Source organism: Proteiniphilum propionicum (genome assembly GCF_022267555.1).
In the GTDB taxonomy this organism is placed as follows: Bacteria; Bacteroidota; Bacteroidia; order Bacteroidales; family Dysgonomonadaceae; genus Proteiniphilum; species Proteiniphilum propionicum.
Genome location: NZ_CP073586.1, coordinates 2,955,528 through 2,980,557, shown reverse-complemented (window position 1 = coordinate 2,980,557; position 25,030 = coordinate 2,955,528). Strand labels below are relative to the sequence as shown.

30 protein-coding genes and 1 pseudogene are annotated in these 25,030 nt (G+C 37.1%); 12 read left to right on the top strand and 19 right to left on the bottom strand.

Annotation, left to right across the window (positions count from 1 at the left end):
• Positions 1-91 precede the first annotated feature (91 nt).
• Together KDN43_RS12370 and KDN43_RS12365 are read left to right on the top strand one after the other, a co-directional pair.
• Positions 92-838: a transposase gene (locus KDN43_RS12370; protein WP_238866551.1), complete on the top strand. Its 747-nt coding sequence runs from the start codon at positions 92-94 to the stop codon at positions 836-838.
• Positions 839-865: 27 nt separating this feature from the next.
• Positions 866-1,423, top strand: a complete 558-nt coding sequence (locus tag KDN43_RS12365; RefSeq protein ID WP_238866549.1) for a transposase — start codon at positions 866-868, stop codon at positions 1,421-1,423.
• 234 nt (positions 1,424-1,657) lie between these two features.
• Here the strand turns inward: KDN43_RS12365 and KDN43_RS12360 are convergent, their stop codons facing one another.
• The 3 genes from KDN43_RS12360 to KDN43_RS12350 are packed head-to-tail and all read right to left on the bottom strand — an operon-like array spanning position 1,658 to position 3,832.
• The gene (locus tag KDN43_RS12360; protein ID WP_238866547.1) at positions 1,658-2,554 is read right to left on the bottom strand and encodes a DUF1573 domain-containing protein; all 897 of its coding nucleotides are present in this window, start codon (positions 2,552-2,554) and stop codon (positions 1,658-1,660) included.
• 1 nt (position 2,555) lies between these two features.
• Positions 2,556-3,605 (bottom strand): BF3164 family lipoprotein, encoded by a 1,050-nt coding sequence (locus KDN43_RS12355; RefSeq protein ID WP_238866545.1) that lies wholly within the window; start codon positions 3,603-3,605, stop codon positions 2,556-2,558.
• Between the two features lie 5 nt (positions 3,606-3,610).
• Entirely contained in the window at positions 3,611-3,832 is a 222-nt protein-coding gene (locus tag KDN43_RS12350) for an NVEALA domain-containing protein (protein ID WP_238866543.1), read from the bottom strand.
• A 472-nt stretch (positions 3,833-4,304) separates the two neighbouring features.
• Here KDN43_RS12350 and tnpA point away from each other — a divergent pair, with 472 nt between their 5' ends.
• The 3 genes and pseudogenes from tnpA to tnpC all read left to right on the top strand — a co-directional run bounded on the left by tnpA (position 4,305) and on the right by tnpC (position 6,314).
• Positions 4,305-4,679: an IS66 family insertion sequence element accessory protein TnpA gene (tnpA, locus tag KDN43_RS12345; RefSeq protein ID WP_238866541.1), complete on the top strand. Its 375-nt coding sequence runs from the start codon at positions 4,305-4,307 to the stop codon at positions 4,677-4,679.
• A gap of 4 nt (positions 4,680-4,683) precedes the next feature.
• Positions 4,684-5,025, top strand: a complete 342-nt coding sequence (gene tnpB / locus KDN43_RS12340) for an IS66 family insertion sequence element accessory protein TnpB (RefSeq protein ID WP_238866539.1) — start codon at positions 4,684-4,686, stop codon at positions 5,023-5,025.
• Positions 5,026-5,116: 91 nt separating this feature from the next.
• A pseudogene (gene tnpC, locus KDN43_RS12335) lies at positions 5,117-6,314 on the top strand (IS66 family transposase).
• Positions 6,315-6,641: 327 nt separating this feature from the next.
• Here the strand turns inward: tnpC and KDN43_RS12330 are convergent.
• Together KDN43_RS12330 and KDN43_RS12325 are read right to left on the bottom strand one after the other, a co-directional pair.
• Positions 6,642-7,010, bottom strand: coding sequence for a hypothetical protein (locus tag KDN43_RS12330; RefSeq protein ID WP_238866537.1), 369 nt, complete (start codon positions 7,008-7,010; stop codon positions 6,642-6,644).
• A gap of 85 nt (positions 7,011-7,095) precedes the next feature.
• Positions 7,096-8,334, bottom strand: coding sequence for a hypothetical protein (locus KDN43_RS12325; protein WP_238866535.1), 1,239 nt, complete (start codon positions 8,332-8,334; stop codon positions 7,096-7,098).
• A gap of 225 nt (positions 8,335-8,559) precedes the next feature.
• Between KDN43_RS12325 and KDN43_RS12320 the strand changes: the two genes are divergently transcribed.
• The 3 genes from KDN43_RS12320 (at position 8,560) to KDN43_RS16585 (ending at position 9,622) form a co-directional block, all read left to right on the top strand.
• The gene (locus KDN43_RS12320; RefSeq protein WP_238866534.1) at positions 8,560-8,769 is read left to right on the top strand and encodes a hypothetical protein; all 210 of its coding nucleotides are present in this window, start codon (positions 8,560-8,562) and stop codon (positions 8,767-8,769) included.
• Complete coding sequence (locus tag KDN43_RS12315; RefSeq protein WP_238866533.1) at positions 8,766-9,002, top strand: hypothetical protein; 237 nt, start codon at positions 8,766-8,768, stop codon at positions 9,000-9,002. Before KDN43_RS12320 ends, KDN43_RS12315 begins: the two co-directional genes overlap by 4 nt.
• Positions 9,003-9,238: 236 nt before the next feature.
• Positions 9,239-9,622 carry a DUF4372 domain-containing protein gene (locus KDN43_RS16585; RefSeq protein ID WP_407681768.1) on the top strand — a complete coding sequence of 128 codons (384 nt, stop codon included), beginning with the start codon at positions 9,239-9,241 and terminating at the stop codon, positions 9,620-9,622.
• 443 nt (positions 9,623-10,065) lie between these two features.
• On the opposite strand, the gene KDN43_RS16475 is transcribed toward KDN43_RS16585, so the two are convergent.
• The 12 genes from KDN43_RS16475 to KDN43_RS12255 form a co-directional block, all read right to left on the bottom strand.
• Positions 10,066-10,194 carry a hypothetical protein gene (locus KDN43_RS16475; protein WP_256448709.1) on the bottom strand — a complete coding sequence of 43 codons (129 nt, stop codon included), beginning with the start codon at positions 10,192-10,194 and terminating at the stop codon, positions 10,066-10,068.
• A gap of 290 nt (positions 10,195-10,484) precedes the next feature.
• A complete protein-coding gene (locus KDN43_RS12305) occupies positions 10,485-10,886 on the bottom strand; it encodes a hypothetical protein (protein ID WP_238866532.1) in 402 nt (133 codons plus the stop codon).
• Between the two features lie 12 nt (positions 10,887-10,898).
• Positions 10,899-11,906, bottom strand: a complete 1,008-nt coding sequence (locus KDN43_RS12300) for a BF3164 family lipoprotein (RefSeq protein ID WP_238866530.1) — start codon at positions 11,904-11,906, stop codon at positions 10,899-10,901.
• 56 nt (positions 11,907-11,962) lie between these two features.
• Positions 11,963-12,175 carry an NVEALA domain-containing protein gene (locus KDN43_RS12295; protein ID WP_238866528.1) on the bottom strand — a complete coding sequence of 71 codons (213 nt, stop codon included), beginning with the start codon at positions 12,173-12,175 and terminating at the stop codon, positions 11,963-11,965.
• 245 nt (positions 12,176-12,420) lie between these two features.
• Entirely contained in the window at positions 12,421-13,458 is a 1,038-nt protein-coding gene (locus KDN43_RS12290) for a 6-bladed beta-propeller (RefSeq protein ID WP_238866526.1), read from the bottom strand.
• Between the two features lie 128 nt (positions 13,459-13,586).
• The gene (locus KDN43_RS12285; protein WP_238866524.1) at positions 13,587-13,814 is read right to left on the bottom strand and encodes an NVEALA domain-containing protein; all 228 of its coding nucleotides are present in this window, start codon (positions 13,812-13,814) and stop codon (positions 13,587-13,589) included.
• A gap of 315 nt (positions 13,815-14,129) precedes the next feature.
• Entirely contained in the window at positions 14,130-15,185 is a 1,056-nt protein-coding gene (locus KDN43_RS12280; protein WP_238866523.1) for a 6-bladed beta-propeller, read from the bottom strand.
• Positions 15,175-16,326, bottom strand: coding sequence for a 6-bladed beta-propeller (locus KDN43_RS12275; RefSeq protein ID WP_238866521.1), 1,152 nt, complete (start codon positions 16,324-16,326; stop codon positions 15,175-15,177). The genes KDN43_RS12280 and KDN43_RS12275 overlap by 11 nt, the downstream gene beginning before the upstream one ends.
• A 382-nt stretch (positions 16,327-16,708) precedes the next feature.
• Positions 16,709-16,969 (bottom strand): NVEALA domain-containing protein, encoded by a 261-nt coding sequence (locus tag KDN43_RS12270; protein WP_238866519.1) that lies wholly within the window; start codon positions 16,967-16,969, stop codon positions 16,709-16,711.
• A gap of 58 nt (positions 16,970-17,027) precedes the next feature.
• Entirely contained in the window at positions 17,028-17,912 is an 885-nt protein-coding gene (locus tag KDN43_RS12265; RefSeq protein ID WP_238866517.1) for a DUF1573 domain-containing protein, read from the bottom strand.
• A gap of 1 nt (position 17,913) precedes the next feature.
• The gene (locus KDN43_RS12260) at positions 17,914-18,963 is read right to left on the bottom strand and encodes a BF3164 family lipoprotein (RefSeq protein WP_238866515.1); all 1,050 of its coding nucleotides are present in this window, start codon (positions 18,961-18,963) and stop codon (positions 17,914-17,916) included.
• A gap of 5 nt (positions 18,964-18,968) precedes the next feature.
• Positions 18,969-19,190, bottom strand: a complete 222-nt coding sequence (locus KDN43_RS12255; protein ID WP_238866513.1) for an NVEALA domain-containing protein — start codon at positions 19,188-19,190, stop codon at positions 18,969-18,971.
• 197 nt (positions 19,191-19,387) lie between these two features.
• Here KDN43_RS12255 and KDN43_RS12250 point away from each other — a divergent pair, with 197 nt between their 5' ends.
• From KDN43_RS12250 to istB, 4 genes are all read left to right on the top strand, one after another.
• Positions 19,388-20,428, top strand: a complete 1,041-nt coding sequence (locus KDN43_RS12250; RefSeq protein WP_238866511.1) for a winged helix-turn-helix domain-containing protein — start codon at positions 19,388-19,390, stop codon at positions 20,426-20,428.
• Between the two features lie 345 nt (positions 20,429-20,773).
• Positions 20,774-21,778, top strand: a complete 1,005-nt coding sequence (istA, locus tag KDN43_RS12245) for an IS21 family transposase (RefSeq protein ID WP_238866509.1) — start codon at positions 20,774-20,776, stop codon at positions 21,776-21,778.
• A gap of 253 nt (positions 21,779-22,031) precedes the next feature.
• A complete protein-coding gene (locus KDN43_RS12240) occupies positions 22,032-22,355 on the top strand; it encodes a hypothetical protein (RefSeq protein WP_238866506.1) in 324 nt (107 codons plus the stop codon).
• The gene (gene istB / locus KDN43_RS12235; RefSeq protein ID WP_076929577.1) at positions 22,352-23,104 is read left to right on the top strand and encodes an IS21-like element helper ATPase IstB; all 753 of its coding nucleotides are present in this window, start codon (positions 22,352-22,354) and stop codon (positions 23,102-23,104) included. Before KDN43_RS12240 ends, istB begins: the two co-directional genes overlap by 4 nt.
• A 386-nt stretch (positions 23,105-23,490) precedes the next feature.
• Here the strand turns inward: istB and KDN43_RS12230 are convergent, their stop codons facing one another.
• Both KDN43_RS12230 and KDN43_RS12225 read right to left on the bottom strand, forming a co-directional pair.
• A complete protein-coding gene (locus tag KDN43_RS12230; RefSeq protein ID WP_238866504.1) occupies positions 23,491-24,639 on the bottom strand; it encodes a hypothetical protein in 1,149 nt (382 codons plus the stop codon).
• A 111-nt stretch (positions 24,640-24,750) separates the two neighbouring features.
• On the bottom strand, positions 24,751-25,023 hold the full coding sequence (locus KDN43_RS12225; protein WP_238866502.1) for an NVEALA domain-containing protein: 273 nt from the start codon (positions 25,021-25,023) through the stop codon (positions 24,751-24,753).
• Between the last annotated feature and the right edge of the window lie 7 nt (positions 25,024-25,030).

Genomic DNA, 25,030 nt, shown 5'->3' with positions numbered 1-25,030 from the left:
TTCTACCTAAAAGTCTCAAATAAAAGTTGCATGTGTCAGATAAAGTATTTATCTTTAAGGTGTTAAATAAAAAATAACACTCACCCGACACATGCAATACAAAAATAGTAAAAAAATCTCATTTACTGCCAGTTCAGTAAAGAAAGAGTTCAGTTCAGAACAATTAACGTCATATTCAGGGTTAAGCGTAACCTCTGATTTTATCAACCATTGCGGCATTTATCGTCGGTTGGAACATCTTTTCCCAACCACCCGGCACAATGCAAGCCGTTTCAGTACAGCCCAAATACTCTCAAGTGTCCTGTTGGCTTCGTTGTGCGGTGTTCACCGTTTGAAGCGGATTGAAAATTTCACCTTTGACGCCTTGGTTTCCCGCTTGTTGAAGTTACCCAAGAACATTGACGAGGACACCATACGCCGCCATTTGACAGGTTTGGGTGAAAGGGGCGCCCGTTCGCTTCACGAGTTGTTATTGGATTTTACCGGCTTGCAAGTTTCCCGTTGCGGGTTAAAACGCGTGACGCTTGATTGCGACTCAAGCACATTTACCGTTTACGGCAACCAACAAGGAGCTGAAGTGGGTTACAACTCGCATAAAAAGGGCGCGAAAAGCTATCACCCCATCTTATGTTTCGTCACGGAGATGAAACTGCTTGTCAATTCGTGGCTCCGCCCGGGTTCAAGCTACACCTCAAACGGCGTTTGTGAATTTGTCAAAGAAACCTTGGCCGCTCTTCCCCAAAAAGGTGGAGAAGGTTTTTTTCAGGGCAGACAGCGGCTTTTTTCAATGGTGGATTGTTTGATTTGCTGGAAGAGGGCAAACATGAATATTTGGTGAAAGTAAAGCTGAAAAAACCTGAAAGATTTGCTTGCCGGGCAGACATGGCAACCGGTTGACCCACGGACGGCGACCTGCCGGTTTATACATCAATGTAGCGGTTGGAGGAATCCCCGCATGTTTTATGCCGTGCGCATCATAAAGCAAATGGTTGAAGTCGATTATTTTGGCGAAAAACAATTTGTACCCGAGTATGAGTACTTTTGCTATTGCTCGAACCTGAAAGGATTGGATGCCTTGCAGCTCCATACCCTTTATGGATCCCGATCAGAGAGTGAGAATTGGATCGAGCAAACCAAAAACTCGCTTTGTGCGGGAAAAACCATCACGCATGATTTTTGGGTAAACGATATTCTTTGGCAACTTTCGTCATTTGCCTACAGTTTATCGGTGCTCATGCGATACCGGGGCGACTTTTGGGTTTGGCGCCAAGAGCACTCTACCTTCCGAGAATGGTTTATCCGAGTGCCGGGTAAAGTGGTGAAATCCGGCAGGCAGGTCACGGTAAAAATGCCTAAGGAGTATTACCGAAAAGCGGGGTGGCGTGATTTTGAGCAGCGAATAACGACAACGATGACCGGATGACGGATTTTCACTTAATCGTCCATCGCCATCTTTCGTGTCGTAAAAGGGTTTATGACAAGGAATTGCCATGCCTTGGAAGAGTGATAATGTTAATATATATAAAAATGCCACCATAAAAAGTAAATCAACACGTTAAACGTGCAAGAAACAGTGAAGATGAAAAGAAAATAAAACGGTATCTCTCGAAAAAAAGAGAAATTCCGCTTTGAAAACTATTAATTTGAGTTGGGAATTTTAAATGAGATTTTTAAGTTCTATATTTCCTTTCAGCCGTATAATTAACGGCGAGTTGTCCATATTGCCGTACACCGAAACGGTTTTATTGAAATACCCCCGGTCGTCGGCATTATACGTTATACTGACAATTGTTGTACTATCCGGATGTACCGGCTTTTTCTCATACTCAATATGCGTGCATCCGCACGAGGCGCGGGTGTGGAATATCATCAAAGGCGATCCGCCCACATTCTTTATTGAAATGCTAACCATTTTAGCCTCTCCTTTTGGGATGGTTCCCAGATCAAACTCCGTGTTACCTACTTCAATTTGTGTGTTGCGAGATGATGGTGTTCCTCTGCTTTGATATGCATTCTGTGATATTTCGGATAAATACATCTCCTTAACCCGCAAATTATGAACGGGATTTCCGATAAACACGACTTTATTCTCATCGTCGAGCAAAAAAGTCTGAAATTGCTGATGTGTCGGAAAACGATTCACCGCATTCAGTTTATCTTCCATATCAATACAAACCGGGATGTCAAGACTGTCTCTTTTTAAGAGATAGGATATCTCCCGTAAATCTTTGGAATGGAATACGAAGATAACGGGAACGGTACCGTGAGTCATGGAATCTATCTCTTCTATAAATTCTTTCCACTTATGCAGTTGCAGTTTACAACTGGTGCAACCGATGGAATCCACATACACCAATATTTTGTGTGATGCCGGAGGAATGGTGTAATCTGTGGTGTCTCTGCCGTGCAGCGTAAAAACAAGACCTTTCGGGAAAATTATTTCCCTGTTCTGCCATTCGGTAACGACTTTGGCAATTTCTTTTTGCGGATTATTTTTACAAGAAAGCATCAATCCGCTTACTCCCATCAACAATAAGAAATAAGGTAATCTCATGCTATGAATGCTCTAATTTAAATTTCACGATGGGTAGATTGGAATTTACATCAACGGCATACATCTCTTTTGTCTCTTCATTTACATCAATACCATAAATAAACCGATCCAATGTGTACCTGACAAGCGGTTCTCCTTTTACCGAAAAAACGTAGATATATTGACCGCCGTCTGTCGCGGGTTGCCGCTGTTGTGCAATCTCTTTAAAGCTTCTGCCGTGAAAAACGGCATAAATATATTTATCCGTTACCTGAATGTCGCTGAATCCCATAATTCCCGAAGGGATTGCCATTCCTTTCGCCTCATTATATTCCGGCTCTCCGTGAGGGCCAAACTTCACGATATGCGTGCCGTCTTTTAAGTTAAAAATTTCCAGCACTTCTCCCAACTGGGTTACCATAGCCAGAATTCCGTTATCTGGGTTATAGTCTATGAAGGAACGCCATGCCTGGGCTAAAGCTATGTCTTTGTTTTTATGTTCTACGCTTGGTATTTCACCACGGCTGGATTTTATATCCCCATTCATATCAATAATATGAAAACGGTGTTTGCCGGAATAGTCGGGAATGATAAAGCAGGAATCATCATACAAGGCAAAATCCAATGCGCGAATAATCTCTTTGTCTAAAGATATTTCCTTTGTACTCGTCTTTTCATGAACACGTTGCAATGACAAATTCGTAATCAAGTGCTTGTTCGCATCCAATCCCCACATCTTTCCCCCGGCTAATCTGAAATTTTCAACTGACAGATTCTCTTCGGGTGCTTGACCACGCTTTCTGAAAGAAGATATATACCGGAATTGTGGATAGGTAAAAGAATGATAGAAATAGTCGGGATGATGCAAATCCATTACAATGGCCAAACTGTCTTGATGCTTAATCCTGAACGGATAGCGCAACATGACAGAATCCGTTTCAATACTCTTTCCTGTAAGTGAGATGTTGACGGGAAACGAGTCATAAGAGAGGTTGTTGTTGGTGTTCTTACACCCTATGGCAACCGTAAGTAAACAGCAGATAAGAAGATTGTAGCTTAGGTACTTCCTCATTCCGATTAAAGTATTCTAATATAAGCAACTTTGGTGGAAATCTGCGGACAGTCTAAGCTGCCAAGCCCCAAACACCGATAATTTTCTCCATCTTCTCCTGATGCCAGCGCTTCAATATTTGAAAGCACCAATTCGGATTTTATGCCGTTTCGTTGGCTTTTTAAATACACAAGAGACAATACTGATACTGCCATAAATAGTGACAAAATTACTTTTTTCTTTTTCATGATCTTGAGAAATTAATCTTAACCGGACGAAGATAGAATTTAATAATCAATTAATAAAAAATGCTGGCTCATTTATAACTCATTTCGTGTAATTGTGTAAAAATGAGCGGCATAGATTGTTTGCTCATGTCCGATTTTGTCGTGAATTTTGTGTCTTTCAAGATTATTTCTACCTTTACGGTTCAAAACCAAGAGCGATGTTTTTCACCGATTCAACATATAGAAAGATAATTTTGTATCTTATTATTGCAGCTTCTTCCATCTTTACGTTATTGGCGGTTTTGGGAACTGCTGAGTATAAAGAATCCGAGCACAAATTACAACAAGAATTATCATCCATATTTAACCAATCCATACAAAAGCAGGTTAGACTAAATATGGAAGGAGAATTTGTAGTAAGTAAGCACCCGATAAAGTCCCCGTTTTAGTTTACATTTTAAGTTTTGATCTTTGCCGGCAAACATAATTAAATATGACGCCAATAAGCAAAGAAGAATTTATGGTTATATTAAAACGCCAGCAAGAAAGCGGTTTAAGTGTCAAAGATTTTTGTGAAAATCAATCTTACACGGCTTCCAGTTTTTATTACTGGAAAAGTAAGTTTGGGCTGACTCGTCCATATAACAATCATGCACATGAAACTGCAGTGTATAAACTGGCTCCCATCAGTTTTAATCTATCTGAAAATAAGCCTGCACTTAAAACTGTTCCATCAGTTAATATTAAAGGAGAAATAAAAATAAAGTTGCCCGGTGGTATCCAGGTAAGTTTTATAGGCAGCACTCAAACTGAGGCTGCTATTAAATTACTTGCTCAAATATGTTCTGCACATGTTTTGCCTAAATGATACAATGCGCTATTTTCTCTGTCCGGGAAAGACAGATATGCGTAAAGGGATGAACTCACTCTGTGGAGTTGTGCAGAGCCATATGGGATATGATGTTAGAATGGGTGATTGTTTCATTTTCATAAACAGAACTCGTACCACAATGAAAATACTTCATGCAGAAGACGGAGGTTTAGTTTTGTATATGAAAAGGCTCGAAGAGGGTACCTTTCGTTTGCCTGCTTATGATAAAGACAGCCGGTCATACCCTATGAACTGGTCCAGTTTAGTAATGATGGTTGAAGGTATACAGGATGACCCAAACACTAGGTTGAAGCGACTAAAAGCGTTTAGAAACCACCAATAAAAAACTCAAATAAAAGTGTAAAATATTGCTCTGAAAGCTTGTCTGGCTCACGGTTTTTTAGTATTTTTATAGCTAAATACAAACCCATACAATGGACCAGTCGCAAGCATTAGAACTCTTAATAAAATCGCAAGCGGAACAAATCCGTCTACTTACTGAGGCTAATGCTAAACAGGCAGAGCAGATGACCGGTCTGCAGCAAAAGATTGATAAGCTCCTATCACAAATAGCCTGGTTTACCCGTCAGTTTTATGGACGTAAAAGTGAGAAGCTATCCAGGCTTGACCCCAATCAGCTCAACTTATTTGAAACATTAGAAGATGAAAAGAAACATCTTGAGGAAATAGAGGCAGAGCGCATCGAAGCAGAAAAGCAGATTGAAGAAAATATATCCTCCAGAAAGAAGACTCGTTCCAACAGAAAGCTGCTTGAAGGACTTCCCGTTATAGAAGTAATTATTGAGCCGGAAGATGTTGATAAAGATAAATACAAGCGCATAGGAGAAGAACGTACCCGTACACTTGAGTTTGAACCGGGTAAATTATATGTAAAAGAGATCGTACGTCCTAAATACGGATTAAAAGACAATCTCACACCTGCAACCAAAGAAGCACCTGCAGTGCTTATAGCACCGCTTCCTTTGTTGCCCATCTACAAAGGACTTCCCGGAGCCAGCCTCCTTTCGGAAATTATGCTTGGAAAGTATGAATATCACCTGCCTTTTTACCGTCAGGTAAAACAGTTTCATCACTTGGGAGTAAAGATACCATCAAATACCTTGAGTGGATGGTTTAAACCCACATGTGAGCTGCTAACTCCATTATACAAGATCCTGAAGGAGGAGGTTTTAAACACGGACTACATACAGGTTGATGAAACCACCTTACCTGTTATAAACAAAGAGAGCCACTATGCAAAGAAAGAATATCTGTGGATGATAAGATCTGTCATGAAGAAACTGGTCTTTTTCCATTATGATGATGGTTCAAGATCGGGAGATACAGCCTACTCTTTATTAAAATCATTTGATGGTTACCTTCAGAGTGATGGTTATGGAGCATACAAACTTCATGTTCTGTGGTAACCACGAAGCAGCTCAAAATACAGCAGTAATCTGCTCATTGCTTGCCTCGTGCAAAGAGTCCGGTATAAATCCAAGAGAATGGCTAAATGATGTAATAGCTAAAATGCCATACTACCAGAATCCGGGAAATGAAGATAACCTAAGAGCACTCTTGCCAAACAATTGGAAACAACAGGAGTCTAATAAAACTCTAATAATAGTCTAAAGAAACTCTAATAATTATCTGAGGGCCTAATTGCCAAAAGCAATTAGGAGAAAATCAAGGGGTAGTTGCTAGGGTGCTTACCAATCAATGAAGAAAAAAGAACCTCAACAATACGTCAATGAATATCAAAACATAAAAATAGAATCGCTATAGTATTTCATATTCCTATAGCGATTCTATTTGTGAGTAAGTGAGCGATATTATTGGTTTAAAAGCATTACATAGAAGCATCACATCCAAGACACTATGTAATCAAAAAAAGCTCATTCCAAAAAGTAACCCTGCATATATCTATTCAGATATTAAGAATATCCAAGTACATTAATTTTAACTCCAACGCCTAATATAAGTCAAATCCTCAGAAATTTTTTTAATTAATTCTTCAATTTCTACACATTTGATTCTACTTTTTTGCTCTATTAACTTATTATCTTTAAAAGTAAACTTGGTTATAATTAGAAAACTTTCTTTTTTAAAATTTTCAATATAATAAAGCACTTCGTTTTTGTTTTTATCTTGGTCATAACTCATATCTTTTGCTGTTGGATTGCCGAATTTTTTAATAAACACTTCTTTACTTACCCCCAACTGATCAAAATTTGCAAAAACACTTGAGCATTTACTTTCTATAACATTTTGTGTAAAAGCAGATAAACTTACTACAACAAACACCAATAAAAAAAAACTTTTTTTCATTTGACTGCATTTTAAAAATTGACAAAACAAGCATTCATGGTAAAATAGCCAATAGACTATTTTACCATGAATTAAAAAATTAGTATTACTCTTTATTAGTTACAATCTCCCGCATTCTAGATAATGCTTTCGTTCTTAAATCATATTCTTTAATAACAAAACGATCTGTTGTATAATCAACACCAAACCAAGTTCCTTTCATTTCTATTATCTTATTGGTCTTAACTCCTTTAACCTTTAACACATAATTTACATCTAAGGTATGTTTGATTGATTGATAATCGATTTTACCGAGCGTATAAGGAGGTATTGTTACAGTAGTCTTATCTGTAATTTTCCTTGTTATCGTTGACTTTGAACCATAAGCCACTTCCTGGGTATTTGATTTTTCAAAAGAATAACTACCTCCAATTTTTACTATTGCTATAGAAATGCCAACATTTCCACCACCACTATGCTTTATAGTTGTTGAGCTTGACTCTTGAAAAGACGTTTCTTCTGTTTTTGATTCATCAACAGTTAATTCCTTTGTTATCGGATTAGAAGCCGTTTCAATTTCAAATGATTTGATACTAACAGGAGTACTACTTGTTATTCTTGCGGTAGTTAAATCAAAATCAAGAGATTCTATTGTAAATTCATCATTAGGAACAATAGTAAACTGTTGATTTGGCCCTTTTGTCGTTTTGAGCAGATCTATATTTCCGTTATTAGCAGTTATTGAATAATAGTATATATCCCAATAATTGCTTCCTCCACCTATTAAATCTTGATTTTCTATTATATAGCTTTTATCTCCTTTATAAAAATCCCATGAAAATCCAAATAGACTTCCAGAGTCCGAACTTTTGGCATATAAAACATATTTATCCGGAGCACTCGAATACGAGCCAACTCCAATAGGCGTTTTTTCTTTAAAGGAGTATATGAGATATGGAATTCCAGTCGAAGCAGGAAGAAATCTTAAATAGAACATTTGGGCAGTATTTGTTATTGAAAATGGAGATAGTTTCAATTCTTTTCCTGCACCCTGAGTTTCCAAGGTATTATTTCCAAAATAGGAATCTTTCGATTGAATAAAAAACTCTATACCATTTAATTGATACAGCTCGTCCCATAAATAATCGCCTCCTCTTCCTTCTTTTTTCTCAATTTTAGGAAAATCAGTTGGATTTAGCTCTAAAATAGTACTATCGTTTACTGATAAGCTACGAGTTTGGATTACCTCTTTAGCATCTTCAATTTCACCTATAACCTCATCATTCTGACAAGAAATTATTGCGAGAGGTGAAATCATAAAAATAAATAAATATTTTTTTGTCATAAATAAATAATTGTTTTGTCCTTTGTTTCAAAAGAACGTTATGTAAATTGTTTTTTCAAGAAATGAGTCCACTCCGAAAAGTCCCTGGCATTTTTTCATGAAAATTCCTGACCATTCGGAAGTGATGATTAATATTTCAAAACGGCGCTGAAAAACAGCACCTTAATTGTTTGCATATCAGTATATATTTCAGCAACTTGGAGCAAAACTTAAAGCTTGCAAATAATGTTTAAAGAGTCCGGAAAGAACCCACAACTAGACATGTTTTCATCCCCTTCCGGAATGTTACGAGGCTCCTCGTTGAAAGATTACTTGAAAAATGACTCCTGGCATAATATCTTCCTCGAGCACGTCGTGGCGCGTGTAAACGAGGATATTTTCAAGGTCCTTTATTCATCCGATAACGGCACTCCCAACGCCCCGGTGAGCCATTGAAAAAGTGGCGTATTAAGACGGGAGACGGGAAATATTATTACTTCACGCCTGAAAACGTCCGCACGTCCATGCTCAGGAAAAAGCTGGGGGACGTTCCCATCAAGGAGAAATGGAAGCGAAACAATGTTGAGGCTTCCATCTTCCAGCTCGGTTTCAACTGTAATAACGGCAAGACACGCTACCGCGAGATTGCCGCCAACAGGCTATGGGGCACTCCCGGGCGACGTGGATAAACTTCAGGAGAATACTGAAACACGTGATGCAAACAAGTAAAAGATCGCTTTCGAGTCAAAAGGGACTCGTTTCTTCCATTAATAAATGGATATATTTTAAAAATAATGTCACTGTTGTCCCGTTAAAATAATGTTTGTTGTTTGTAAATCTTTTACATTTAGCAATATATACTCTGAATTTCTTATACACGATTTGAATTGGTTACTTTTTCGTTTCCCTTCAAATAGCGTACGACATGAATTCCGGCAAAACAGTTTTCTCTCAAATCATGCAGCTCATACCCCGTAGAGAATTCAATGAAATTGTCACCAGTTACAACGGTGATTATCGAGTCAGGAATCTTTCCTGCCACGATCAGTTTCTTGTAATGTGCATCGAGATTGGTGCCATCTATTTGATGGATAGGGGATACGTTGACTTCTTCAGGCTCTTCAACAACATCCATAAGAATGGCGCTTTCTTTGTAACAATGGCTAAAGACAACATGCAGTACGAGGTTGTTTCTTCCAGGGCGGTTGACTCGCAGACAGGTGTAATCAGTGACCGGATAATCCGTCTGACGACGGTCAACTCGAACTATTTCGAGACCTCAAATCTTAACGGGACAGTAGTGAAATAATGTAAATTTAGCAATAAGAATTTTTCTAAACGATCCCCGTCCGAAATATCTCGATTTTTCATGTTTTTGAAAAATGAGGTTTTAGGAGGGGACTCAATCCTGCAATTACCACAAACACAATTGCAAAAAAACCGCTTAAAATGTTTTTTTTGTTCATAGAAATTTAATTTTTAGTTGATATAAGAATTTTTCGTTGCTATGTATATCCTTTCAATAGCTCAAGCCTGTAGCTTGTGATACTTATCTGTTTTTATCTTTGCCTGTCACCTCCTTTTTATGTGTTTATAAAATCATTCATATGGGACACATTCACCAAAAATAGAAATTCATAAAGAATTAGCAATAAATTATAACTCATTTATAACTCATTTCATTAAATTGACAGATAATGAGCAATATATATTGTCGCTGTTTGTTCTATAGGTCACAATGCTTACCTCCTTTTATCTATTTTTCATGTTCCAATGAGACCATCCTGTGCCACTACCATCTGGATATGTTACATAGTAGTGACAATATTGAGCCGGATACCATGCAAGAGCGAAAAGGCCCGAAAGAATTTTCTTCTTCATACTAACGAATTTAATAGACTTAATGCAATAACAAATCTATCTCAACACCTTGTTATAAACATTCTTTTTGGCTCATTTATAACTCATTTTTTATAATTTACTGGAATGCAATATATTACCTAAGTCCATTGTTGATCAATTTTACAAAAAATTGTTTCAATTGAATACACTTCACTCAGAAATTTAACCAGCAAGTAAACAGAAATAGTTGCTCAGCTAAGAATAAATTGTTAAGATTCTGTTTCAATTCTGTTTTTTACAAGGCTAGTGCATTCCCTATAAATAAAACTTTATTCCATATTTTCTTTCTGTTTTGTTCTTAATAGGGTGGTATCCGTCTTACTGTTAGCGCTATTAAGCTTAGCTTCATTCGTTTCAATGTACAACCAAATATCTCCGTTTTCAACTTGCTTTGTTGTAATACTTTTAATGTCTTTCGCCTTTATTGAGTCAGTATTATGAATTTGTATTATCTTACCGTTAAGAAAAACTTTTTTAATATTGTGCGTCAAATCATTACCCGATGCATCCGATAGAGTTGTCTTTGTTTTTTTCGTGGATTTAGGAATTTTCTTGTCGAAATTCTTTTTAACGGAAATAACGGTCGAATCTTGGTCATGTTTGAAAGCATATAGTTTCACAGGAATGCAGCATGCTAACATCAAAGTGAAAATTAATACAAATCGTTTCATCTTTATGTCTTTTTAAGTTTTAAATTTCATAATGGCAGCTTCGCCTTCGTGTAAAACAATGCCGTAGATTATCCCGTTGAATTCATCAATGGCAAAAGCAAGTATTTCATGGCTCAAACGAAAAGATTTTACGAAGTTACCATTCCATTCGAATACGAAAATATTTTTTCCCCATGATACTCTGCGATTATTTTCCACAAAGGTTTTTCCGGAATAGAGCATATAGCAATACTGATCGGTGGCGTAAGAGCTTTTATAGCCCAATAAACAATTATCATCAAGTTGAAGCGTATTATCGAATCGTGCTTGGACTTTATTTCCTGTTCCGTATTTTTTCAATAGCTCTGTTTGTCCGTCCTTGATTTTATAAAATTCCAAGTTATCGGAATAGCTACTTCCCAGAGCAAAATACATTCCCCCAGGCTGTGAACACAGATTCCCCTGATGCAAAAAGAAGCGGGCATGAGCATTCTGAGCCTTTTCTTCTGAAGGATACATGCCTGCATGGTTCATTAAATTACCCTCTCTATCATAAATGTGATATCGTCCTTCTTCAAAGGGTCCGATACCCACCAACGCTCTTTCTGTTGCAACAACATTAGCCGGACGTTCTTTGATATGCACAGACTCTGCTAATGTTAATGATTTACCCAAAATATCATAAGTGTTAAAGATACCGGATTGTATCTGGAATACATATAATTTGTTATGAATAGAAGATAAGGAAAATCTTAGCGATCCCGAAACTTCACCGGGACCACTTCCTGTCTGTAATATCCTATCGATGCATCGATTGCTTCTCACATCCAGGACGGTCATTGTCTTCGAATCATATGGGTCACAAATAAATAGCAAAGTGTCATATGAAATTAACCTATAGGGTTTACCAATCAGACAATCAACATCTATAAGTTCTCCCGAAACAGATTTAATATCAGATAAAAATAGATCCTTACTCTGCCTGTTACAGCTTATCTGTAAAATAACAAGTATGATCATTATAAGTAGTCCTGTCTTCATACATTTTCTGCTTTTGAGTAAAAGCATTGTCACTCAGAGAGTGACAATGCTGATAATTATACGAATACACAGTGTTGCAGGTAAAAATAGTGTCCATCTATAACCACAGTTCCACACCATTCATCGGGACAAAGTGTAGAACATTCAAGATTAGGACTCCCTTCTCCATTTGCCAATGCCTCCACATTCGCCAACGCCAAATCATTCAGATTAGCGTTACTTTTCATACTTTTGTGCACTCCCAAACCTGCGGTTGCAATAATTATCATTTTCAATGTATTTATATTTTTCTCTATTTTCCATACTAAGATAAAGGTTTCGTTCTCTTTTTTATAACAACTCAAACAATTAACATACATACTCCCAGTCACCAATAGCCTTATCTGGATTATATAAAATAAAGGGCCCAAAGTTTTCAAACAATATATTCTAAAAAAAAAGAATTAAAATTCTGTTTGAATCAACTGAATTTTTTACATGAAGATTTCTAATGTATGTTTGAACATACGGATAATTATTTTACAATTTCATCTAAATCTATATATGCAAATTGCATTGCATCATCCAGGTGAAAGATAATCCTGTTTAAGTACCTATCATGATAAAGTCCCACTATATTGTATCCCACCTGCAGTGTCTTGATATAATCACCATCTACTTCAAATACTAAAATCTCACTGGGAAGCGAATTACCGGACAACCTACTTTTTCCGGAATATGATGCGATTATCATATCATTACAAATAGCTACATTTCCGAAATACCGTGTTTCATTCGACATTCTATTATCCCATTTTTTCCCATAGATATTATATTTTAAATTGCCCTCTAAATCACATATCGTGAAAAGATCATGATGATTGTAACATTCAACATATATCTCTTGCTCTTTCGAAAAAGCAAACGAAATGCGTTTCCTTTTTATTTCAGGATGCTTATATTTCATCGGGGAAATTTCACCGGAATTGATATTCCATTTAGCTGTTATTATATCAAACCCGGAGTTTGTGGGTCCCATTATTGTCCCGAAACAAATAGAGTCATTTACAAAGATATATTCATTAGGAAATTGTTGCTCTTTAATATTTAGTTTTACGGCTGGCTTGTAAGATGAATTCATAATAACACTATCTGAATGATATGCGAATATCTTTTGCTTTCCATGATCCGTAACATAAAAGGCGTTTTCCTGTTCATTGACAGCGATATGCCCTAAATTGGTAATTTCATTTGGCCCTTGTCCATGAGGAGCCGTTTCCGCTAACAATTTAAAATTGGTTTTATCGAACAAGTAAATATGGTTTGTTAATGATTTATAATCACTGACAATTAGGTATTTCCGCATCGGGTATATTTTAGCAAAATTACTGAAATATACAGAATCAAATCTAATCTCTCTCAATAAGTTCTGTATATTAATGATATTATCTCGACTTTTATAGTGTTTCTCTTTTTCAGAATACTGCTTACAGTTAGGTAATGTCAAAAAAAATATTAATAGAAATATACAATATTTTGTCTTCATGTAATTATCAAATGTTTTATTTCCCATATGATTTAGTCTTTATATTTCCAATATAGAAAAATAGTTATAGCGCAATATTTTGTTGTTCTAAAGAAATAATTCATAAAAGGAAATAATCTCCTTCTATGAATTATTTTTTTAGCTAGTTTTAAATGTTACCAAACTTTTTCTTCAAAAGGTAACCAATGCTTGCAATAACATAATCCTGGAGCATCTAAACATCCATTAGGACAGTCTGAAGACTCACTTTGCGCCAATGCCTCCACATTTGCCAACGCCAAATCATTCAAATTGGCATTACCGTTCATACTTTTGTTCACTCCATAACCTGCGGTTGCCAGGAGTGCGAGGGCGAAAACGCCCGAAAGAATTTTCTTCTTCATTCCTTTAAAAATTTAATTGTTTAAAACTATTGATTTCTGCCTCTTTTGCGGAGGGTTTTTATTCTATATTTCCTTTTAGCTTGACAATCAACGGTGAATTATTCACCTTATCCTTTCTATGATTCATGGAATCCAAGTCTGTGAGAAAGACGACCACTTTGTTTTGCAATTCGGTGACTGTTTTGACAATTTTTTCTTGCAAACTTATCCATGCGCGAATTTAGTTCCATACTATGAAACCATTCCTTTTATATTGAGACTATTGAAGGTTTCAGATAAGTGTCATCAAACGAAGTTACTGATTATACCATACCACTAATACTCTACCACAATGGGATTTTCATCTTCATTTTCATTGTTTTTAAACATAATGAAACTGGTCAATCCATCACCCACACCAATCGTTGAGAGGCACTCCAAGTCATCATTCTCGGTTATATCTTTCGGATCATAAGTAAAAGTACGCCAAACATTGTCCGCATGAAAAGAAACGTGTCTTTTTTTATCCATAAAAAAATCAATCAGTATTTGTCCTTTCACTTTCCGGAGGGTTCGGATATAAGAATATCCGGGCAGTTCCTTGAGATAGTCATATTCATATTTAGAAAATAGATCTTGTAACATCTTTGATGATAAAAATCTTTTTTCATTAATTATTCTACGTTCGGTGAAACTATTATCAAAAGGAGAATATATTACACATTGGTTAGAGACACCTTGTTGAAAAATAATCTCTTGCCCAAAATCTACAAACTGTACGGGCTTAAATACCATGAATGGTATTTCACTTTTCAAATAGGAAGAGATTTTTTCCCCTTTCCCATTTGAAATCGTTAAACAGTTATCATTCTGTCCTGTTAGAAGAAGTATATGGCTATCATTGATTATATGAATTTTATTTATTACGTAAGGATAATCTATAGAAGCAAATTGTTCCCAAGAATCAACAGCTTTACGATATTTCCTTATTTTTTTAAAATCACTAATCCATATCTCAATCTCATTATTTTCATTTATGAGGCAGGCAAAATCCGTAATCATGGTATATTCGTCAGGACCTGCTCCCAATTTATTTAAGGTTGAAACAAATCGTCCGTTATTGTCAAACTGAAGTATTTTGTTTTCTCCGGAGAGTATGAAATAGCAGTCCTTTCTTTTAATAATTTTTCCCACTTTACCGACAAGAGCCTCGTCCGTTGTTTCTAACGCGATTTGTTTGCCTCTCTTCCCAAACAAGTCATCCAAGCTTTCCACTTCTATTGCGTTTCGATTAAAACCAGAGATAAGAGAAGATTCTTGTTGCCTCTTTTGGCATGAATAAGAGAATAGTAACATAAAGCATACAAATGCTACGGTCGTCTTATTTTTCATGTTTTTTTATTTTTATTTCCATTAAAACCCTGTTTTTAATTATCTCCGGAGTGTTAAGTAATTTCACAATAGATTTGTAATGCGTCAGGTATTTTCTTTCTGTGTATTTTTCTAAAAATTCTTTTGCCTGCATACTTACCAATAAACTTGTATCGGTACTTCCTTGTATAGTCGTAACACCATGATCGACATTAAGTTCGTCAATTAGTGTATTGAATTTATAAACACTTTTCGTACTAACATTTATAATCCGAAAAGAATCATCCTTACCATGCAATTGCATGAATAGCAATCCGGAGACATAATAAAACCCTGTAATATTATGAACCATTTTTTTTGTTTTTATGATTTCAGCCATTTCTTTATCACTAAATCCATTGTTGGGAAATATATCAAATGTAAGCAAACTGCTGTCAAAATTCAAATGAAAAAAAGGCGTAAAAGATTTAGTGTTGTTGCTAATATAAACAGTGTCAATATAGGGTAGAAGTGAATATACTTCTTCATCTTTGTCATTATTTGCAAATAAAGAAATAGGGATACTCCTGTATTGTTTGTTTTTTTTCTCTACAAAAGTCTTTACAGTTTTTAAATCAGTAGAGGTTTGCCTTACAAAAAAAGGCGATTCCCTGTCAAATCCCCCATCATAAAATAAAAAACCATTATCGTCAAAGCGGGCCAATTTGACAGCGAAATATGGTAATACCTCTTTAGCCATAAAGTTTCCTTTCAGAGAATATTTATGAATAAAATGTCGGCTTTCTACAACCCAGAGTTGATCCTGTTTTTTGTCAATAAATATATCACACGGGGTTTCAACAGCTCCTGTACCCTTTCCATCAATACGTTTAATAAACTTGCCCTCTTTATCAAAAATACAAACGGCAAAATCACTTAAAGAGTAAAGGTAAAAAAGATCTTTGTATTTTATTATTTTCCAGCAATCGGTCATGTAGGCATCCGGTAAATTTTCAAGCACGATACAATTGACATTTTCAACAATTTCATCAAAATCTATTTGAACTGCAGCATTCATGGGAAGTGATATTAGGTCATTTTTGTGTTTCTCGTTATCAGCATTGCAACAACAGATATGAAACAACAAAGGAATAATAAAAATATTGTACTTATTAAAATTCATGTGATCGATTTTTATATTAAGCTTAAAAGATTGGATATTATGTATTCAACTTTCGCAAGTATCAGTTATCAGACATTGTTCACTAACAACGAGGAGATATTTAGCTGTTTTGCGGGGACACATCCCGCGCAGCCTTGCGTTAAAAAAGAAAAGCTGTTTGAGCGTAAGCGAACTTTTGCGTTAAGTGGGTGCAGAAGCAAAGCTTGCTTTGGTTATGCCGAGCGTAGCAAACCTCTGCGAAGCGAATGTTAGTGCCAAACAAAGAAGCTTGCGAAACTTAAATTATGTAAAACTCAAATTTTTTATATGGTGATTGAATAAATTCTTCTACTGTTAAATAAGAGGAGGGAAATAACTTCCCTCTCTCTTCTATAAGGGCTGATTAATAATAAGGTTTAACCTCCCCACATGTACAGTTGTAACCTACTCCCGTACTAATACAAATTGCTTCCCATCCCTGCCAGGTTTCGCGTGTAGCCCAACGACATTCACCTCCTCCACCCTCGTTTTCTGCCAACGCTTCCACATTTGCCAACGCCAAATCATTCAAATTGGCATTACCGTTCATACTTTTGTTCACTCCATAACCTGCGGTTGCCAGGAGTGCGAGGGCGAAAACGCCCGAAAGAATTTTCTTCTTCATTCCTTTAAAAATTTAATTGTTTAAAACTATTGATTTCTGCCTCTTTTGCGGAGGGTTTTTATTCTATATTTCCTTTTAGCCGTATAATTAACGGCGAGTTGTCCATATTGCCGTAGACCGAAACGGTTTTATTGAAATACCCCCGGTCGTCGGCATTATACGTTATACTGACAATTGTTGTACTATCCGGATGTACCGGCTTTTTCTCATACTCAATATGCGTGCATCCGCACGAGGCACGGGTATCAAAAATCATAAAAGGCGATTCACCTACATTTTTTATGGAAATGCTAACCGTTTTAGCCTCTCCTTTTGGGATGGTTCTCAGATCAAACTCCGTGTTATCTACTTCAATTTGTGTGTTGCGAGATGATGGTGTTCCTCTGCTTTGATATGCATTCTGTGATATTTCGGATAAATACATCTCCTTAACCCGCAAATTATGAACGGGATTCCCGATAAACACGACTTTATTCTCATCGTCGAGCAAAAAAGTCTGAAACTGCTGATGTGTCGGAAAACGATTAGTCGCATTTAATTTATCCTCCACATCAATGCAAACAGGGATATCTATGCTATCTCTTTTCAAGAGGTACGATATTTCTCGCAAATCTTTGGGATGGAATACGAAGATAACGGGAACGGTACCGTGAGTCATGGAATCTATCTCTTCTATAAATTCTTTCCACTTATGCAGTTGCAGTTTGCAACTGGTGCAACCGATGGAATCCACATACACCAATATTTTGTGAGATGCCGGAGGAGGAATGGTGTAATCTGTGGTGTCTCTGCCGTGCAGCGTAAAAACAAGACCTTTCGGGAAAATTATTTCCCTGTTCTGCCATTCGGTAACGACTTTGGCAATTTCTTTTTGCGGATTATTTTTACAAGAAAGCATCAATCCGCTTACTCCCATCAACAATAAGAAATAAGGTAATCTCATGCTATGAATGCTCTAATTTAAATTTCACGATGGGTAGATTGGAATTTACATCAACGGCATACAGCTCATTTGTCTTTTCATTTACATCAATACCATAAATAAACCGATCCAATGTGTACCTGACAAGCGGTTCTCCTTTTACCGAAAAAACGTACAGATATCGACCGCCATCTATCGCGGGTTGCTGTTGTTGTGCAATCTCTTTAAAGCTTCTACCGTGAAAAACGGCATAAATATATTTATTCGTTACCTGTATGTCGCTGAATCCCATAATTCCCGAAGGAATTGCCATCCCTTCCGTCTCATTGTATTCCGGCTCTCCGTGAGGGCCAAACTTCACGATATGCGTGCCGTCTTTTAAGTTAAAAATTTCCAGCACTTCTCCCAACTGGGTTACCATAGCCAGAATTCCGTTATCTGGGTTATAGTCTATGAAGGAACGCCATGCCTGGGCTAAAGCTATGTCTTTGTTTGTATGTTCTACGCTTGGTATTTCGCCACGGCTGGATTTTATATCCCCATTCATATCAATAATATGAAAACGGTGTTTGCCGGAATAGTCGGGAATGATAAAGCAGGAATCATCATACAAAGCAAAATCCAATGCGCGAATAATCTCTTTGTCTAAAGATATTTCCTTTGTACTCGTCTTTTCATGAACACGTTGCAATGACAAATTCGTAATCAAGTGTTTGTTCGCATCCAATCCCCACATCTTTCCCCCGGCTAATCTGAAATTTTCAACTGACAGATTCTCTTCGGGGGCTTGACCGCGCTTTCCAAAAGAGGAGAGATATCTGAACTGTGGATAGGTGAAAGAATGGTAGAAATAGTCGGGGTGATGCAAGTCCATAACAATGGCTAAACTGTCTTGATGCTTAATCCTGAACGGATAGCGCAACATGACAGAATCTGTTTCAATACTCTTTCCTGTAAGTGAGATGTTGACGGGAAACGAGTCATAAGAGAGGTTGTTGTTGGTGTTCTTACACCCTATGGCAACCGTAAGTAAACAGCAGATAAGAAGATTGTGGCTTAGGTACTTCCTCATTCCGATTAAAGTATTCTAATAAAGGCAACTTTGGTGGAAATCTGCGGACAGTCTAAGCTGCCAAGCCCCAAACACCGATAATTTTCTCCATCTTCTCCTGATGCCAGCGCTTCAATATTTGAAAGCACCAATTCGGATTTTATGCCGTTTCGTTGGCTTTTTAAATACACAAGAGACAATACTGATACTGCCATAAATAGTGACAAAATTACTTTTTTCTTTTTCATGATCTTGAGAAATTAATCTTAACCGGACGAAGATAGAATTTAATAATCAATTAATAAAAAATGCTGGCTCATTTATAACTCATTTCGTGTAATTGTGTAAAAATGAGCGGCATAGATTGTTTGCTCATGTCCGATTTTGTCGTGAATTTTGTGTCTTTCAAGATTATTTCTACCTTTACGGTTCAAGACCAAGAGCGATGTTTTTCACCGATTCAACATATAGAAAGATAATTTTGTATCTTATTATTGCAGCTTCTTCCATCTTTACGATATTGGCGGTTTTGGGAACTGCTGAGTATAAAGAATCCGAGCACAAATTACAACAAGAATTATCATCCATATTTAACCAATCCATACAAGAACAGGTAAGACTAAATATGGAAGGAGAATTTGTAGTAATGCATAGTCCAATGAATTCATCAATAAAAAAAGGAACATTTCGAACCCAAAGAGTTATTACAGAAGATACAATTATTACAAAAGAAGTTGAAGTGAGTGGAGATATGGGATTGGATCTATTTAGAGATTCGCAAACCTATCTGTTCCTTCGGAAACGTATTCAACCGCAAGAATTGCAGCAAATTTTTGACTCCGAACTGGAGGAAAACGAACTTATGTGTTCTTCTGTCGTTCTAATACGCCACAATCAACGGACACAAACAAGCGGTGACACTACCAACCTTAGTGCCCATTACCGGATGCCAATTGTAAAAGGTGGAGTTTTTGATGAAATTGACTATGAGGGATTTGTTTACTATTCACCTTTTGTCGTCTTTAAGTTGATGTCTAAGAGATTATTGATCATATTACTATTTATTGAAATTTTAATGTTGGGTGTAACCGCATATTTATTTATAGAGAAAAGAAAAATAAAACCCGATAAAATTGTGAAACGAGGAAAATATTATTATCTTGGTAAAACTATTTTCGATACGCGTAAATGTGAATTAATTGGACAAAAGGGAGAAATCGTCGCTGTTACCAAGCAACCATCTGAAATGCTTTTGATGTTTCTCCAGAGTGATGAACACGTAGTCAGAAAAAACGCACTAAAAAAAATACTGTGGCCTGATAATCAATATACTGCTGATCAAAATCTGATGAGTGCAATTAACAAATTAAGAAATTATCTTAAAGAGATGGATTGCTTATTTAGCATTATTACAAAAAAAGGTGATGATTATTATGAATTAAAATATATCCAAGACGATACGGATGCAAAGATGGTGAAAAATTAGATTGAAGATCCTTTTCAGCTCTTTTTGCATTCTTGTCCCTTCCTTTCCACTTAAAGGAATCCTAAGAAAACCACTTCACACACCAATAATAATTCCCTCTATATTTGCTTTCCTAAACCTTGAGTCCCCTCCTAAAACCTCATTTTTCAAAAACATGAAAAATCGAGATATTTCGGACGGGGATCGTTTAGAAAAATTCTTATTGCTAAATTTACTGTAATCAGTAACTTCGCATGTACAATTTTCGGCAAGATTGAATGTACAGAAATTGGCAATATGCAATGTACATAAAAAGGGTTAAAGAAGAGTCTTCATATATTTGTAATTCACGAAAATACAAACACTATGAAGACTCAGATACATGACCTTAGAAAGGTACGTATGTGGTACGAAGTTAAAGAACTTTCCAGTAATCCGGGCAATTCGGATAGTAAAATTGCAAAAAAGTTGGGTATTGACCGCAGAACTGTTTCCAGGTACAAGAAGATGAGTGAAGAAGAGTTTCATGAGTTTTCAATGAAACAACGTGTATACGAACTTGTTCTGTCGCCATATTACCCGGACGTTCTTTCCTTATTGAGTATAGACAATGGTTTGCCGGCGGCAGTGATAGAAGACCAGCTGAAGGAGAAATACCCCGACTTGCCGAAGGTGAACAGCAAGACTGTATACAACTTTGTCCAGCACGTGCGGCGTCAGGAGAAGATCCCTGTACCGGAGAAGATCCGCCAGACGGAAGCCCTGGAAGAGTTTGCATATGGCAGCCAGGCGCAGGTTGACTTCGGTACAGCACAGATGCGACGTTTGGACGGCAGTAGGCGCAGGGTTTATTTTTTTGCCCTTGTCCTGTCACGCAGTCGCTACAAATATGTGTTTTTCCAAACAACTCCCTTCACCGGGAAAACAGCCGTCCAGGCTCACGAGCAGGCCTTCAGGTATATAGAGGGTATCCCCGGGAAGCTTCTCTATGATCAGGACTCAGTGTTTCTGAAAAGTGAGAACCTTGGCGATTATCTCCTGGCTGATGATTTTCGTCGCTACAGGGATGAACGTGGTATCAGCGTTGAGTTCTGCCGCAAGGCCGATCCCCAGAGCAAAGGCCGGGTTGAGAACGTGGTAGGATACGTAAAAAACAACTTTCTTCGCGCGCGTACCTTTCACGATATAGATCGCCTCAACGAGGAAGTCCTGAGCTGGTTGGAGCGCAAGGCGAACGGCACCAAACATGCCACGACGAAGCGCCTGCCCCACGATGTGTGGTTGATTGAAAAGGAGCATCTCTCCTTTTTTCGCCCCTCACCGGCAATCCCCCGGGATGAGATTCCCACCTACACGGTGAGAAAAAGATAACACAATCAGTTACAAGGGGAACTTCTACAGGGTCCCATATGGCACCTATAACGGGAAGGGACCGGAGGTATTACTCAAGGTCAAGGATGGCACCCTTTCGCTTTCCAACCGGCAAGGCATCCTTCTGGCCGAGCACCCCGTCAGTCTTGAAAAAGGCAAGGTAATCGGTAGCACAACTTATCGACGGGATCGGGACTCCAGGCTCGAGGTCTTCAAGCAGGAAGTCCTATCGATCTGGAAGGGCAACAACACTTTGTACCTGTTCATAGAGGAGATACACAAGTATAAGCCCCGTTATCTGAGAGACAATCTGAAAATGATAAGGGAGGTGATGGGCGAATATGGTGAAGAGATCGTTGGCAGTGCACTTGATTACTGCCTCGACAATGGGCTCTACAACGCCCTTTACCTGAAAGAAGCCGCATCACATTACCGGGAGTTAAAACGCCGGGAGAAGAAGCCCTTGCCTGTTGTAAGCGTGTTGCATGACGGTGTTCAAACAAGTCAGTATGACACGGATGCATACATCCCCGAGAGAAGCAAGATAAACCGGTACGATCAAATCATGGAGCTATGAAGCAGATAGAAAACATGAAGCAATATGCCGGCATACTTCGTTTGGGATACCTGAGCAAAAACTTGCAGCCGATGCTTCACCAGGCGAGTATAGATACACCGGGATACGCGGACTTCCTGGAGAACATGCTTATAAAAGAGCTAGAGCAGCGACAGCTGAATGATTACCGGCGCAGGACTAAACTGGCCCGTCTGCCACGTGCACACGAGCTTGACGAGTACGATTACAAGGCCTCGAGCAGCATCGGCATAAGGCAGATGACACAGCTCAGGGAGCTGCTCTGGGTCGATCAGCTATACAACCTGGTGCTGATGGGTCCAAGCGGTACGGGCAAAACATACCTGGCCGGGGGACTGGTCAATGATGCCATCAAGAAAGGTTATAGGGCCTATTTTACCACCATGGCTGACCTGATAGGCGTGCTCAACAGGAAAGAAATCATCTCATCGGCAATGAGCACCTACAAGCGATACACCAAGGCACACCTGATTGCCATAGATGACATCATGATGTTCCCGGTGCAAAAGAGTGAAGCGGTGGCTCTGTTCAATCTGATCAATCACCTGCATGAGCAGTGCTCGATCATCATCACCACTAACAAGTCACCCAGCCAGTGGGCGGAGACACTGGATGATGAAGTGTTAGCCACAGCCATCCTGGATCGACTGCTATATCGTTGCGAGGTGATCAGGTTCGAGGGAAACGGTTACCGTATGGACAACCGGAAAACTTTCCTTGAGAAAGAATAAAAAAACAGTTGAATACAATAAAAAAGAGATAGTTAATGTAATGTTAAACCTGTACATTGGATATTGCCAAAAGTTGTACACTCAACATTGCCATTTTTTGTACATTGTAAATTTGCTAATTACAGATGGAATCAACAATTAGCATTTTTCCTGCACTTCCAATTAAATAAGTCTTATCATCAATTGTTTTTTTATGTTCAAGAGAGCTACTCTGTTGAAAAATCTCATTTATTTTCTTTTTTTTATTCACACAACACGAGAATAAACTAAGAAATATTATGATATAAATTATTTTCCTCATACTTTTATCCATCATATCTTAATTTCTTGTCCAGTTTTTAGGGAGTATCATAGGAGTATCATACCGGTTTCGAATTAGCACTAAATTATTCAAACTCATAAATAGATATTTCTGAAATAACATCATTAGATAGATAGCTATCTAAAGGTGTATGAAATAGGATTTTTTTATTCTCTTCATCAATACAAAATAATGTTGGCATTGTTGTCAAATCTATTTCATATACATCACTAATATTGCCATCCCAAGTGAGACACAAAACTTGTACTTTTATAGGAGATACATTACCAATTAAATCATCTAATGAACGGAGAGGTCTTAATACATATATAAAATTGCTAGTTCGGTAAGTTTGATAAGAATATATTGTCTCTTCATTAGAAACGCCCAAATACTTTTTTTCTATTGTTGGAGTTTTTGTTTTTGAAAAATTCAATGTTTTTATTAATTCCCCATCCCTATTAAAGAAGAGAATTCTATTAAAAAAACGAGGGCAATAAACAATTTTTTCACTATCCGGACTAACTTCAATAAGTCCATAATATACACTATCATAGTATTTTTTATTAATTTTAAGCTTTGGATTGAAATTTATCCATTTTTTATTTCTATTCTTTATATCATAGATATAAAATAATCCCTCTGATCTATTTAAACTAGTACCTGTAAAAAAATTGCTATCAAGGCGTAGAATTTCGCGGCTAAAGGTTAAGTCTTCATTTTGTCTATCGGATTTAATTTCACCTGCAATATTATTTTCATCAAGTATATTTTTTATATTGATTTTTTTTATGGAAAATAGATCAAACACCTCAAAATAGTTTTTGTTTTCGTAATGTTGTTTTAAAAATAATGGCCTATAGTTAAATTCAAACTCTGCATTTCCTTTTTTTGCGAAATTAATTATTGGATTTAAAGTAGTTTTGCTGAAAACATGAAAATATAATGAATCCTTATTAGCTATTAATATCAACAAAGAATCTTTAATCATCATATCCACAAAATCTCTATCTTGTATCTTGAACACAGTGTCTTTTCTTAATGCATGAATCTCCGTAATAGGAGTTATTTCTTCTTTGACTTGAGAACAAGAAGTATGAGGAGCAAAGAGTATAATCAATAAGACAGGAAAGCTTTGTATAATAGTTTGTAGTACTAATTGATAATATCTTGAAAACTGCTTGTCAATTAAAGCAAAAAAATTATAATAGTGTATGATAAAGAAAGATTTCATTTGCCAATAAGTATTTTAGTCAATCAATAAAAAGAGGGCGATAGAAGAAGTACAATGTCCATATTTGATCTGTTTAGAGCCACTCTATCTCCCCCATATTCACGCTCCAAGCTATTTTTTATAGCAATATCCCTCTCCCGTTGAATAACCAACCATTTGCATATCGCAGTTTCCACAATGAAGAACCCACATACCATAACTGGAAATTGTTCCAGTTTTACACCAGTTAAACTGTCCTGGAGATTCCGCATTAGCCAATGCTTCTACATTAAAAAGTGTTACATCTGGAATATTTTTATTTTCTTTCATTATTAAATTGTGAATTGATATGCCAGATATCACACAAAACGTTAAAAATATAATATGAGATACTATTTTTTTCATAAAATAA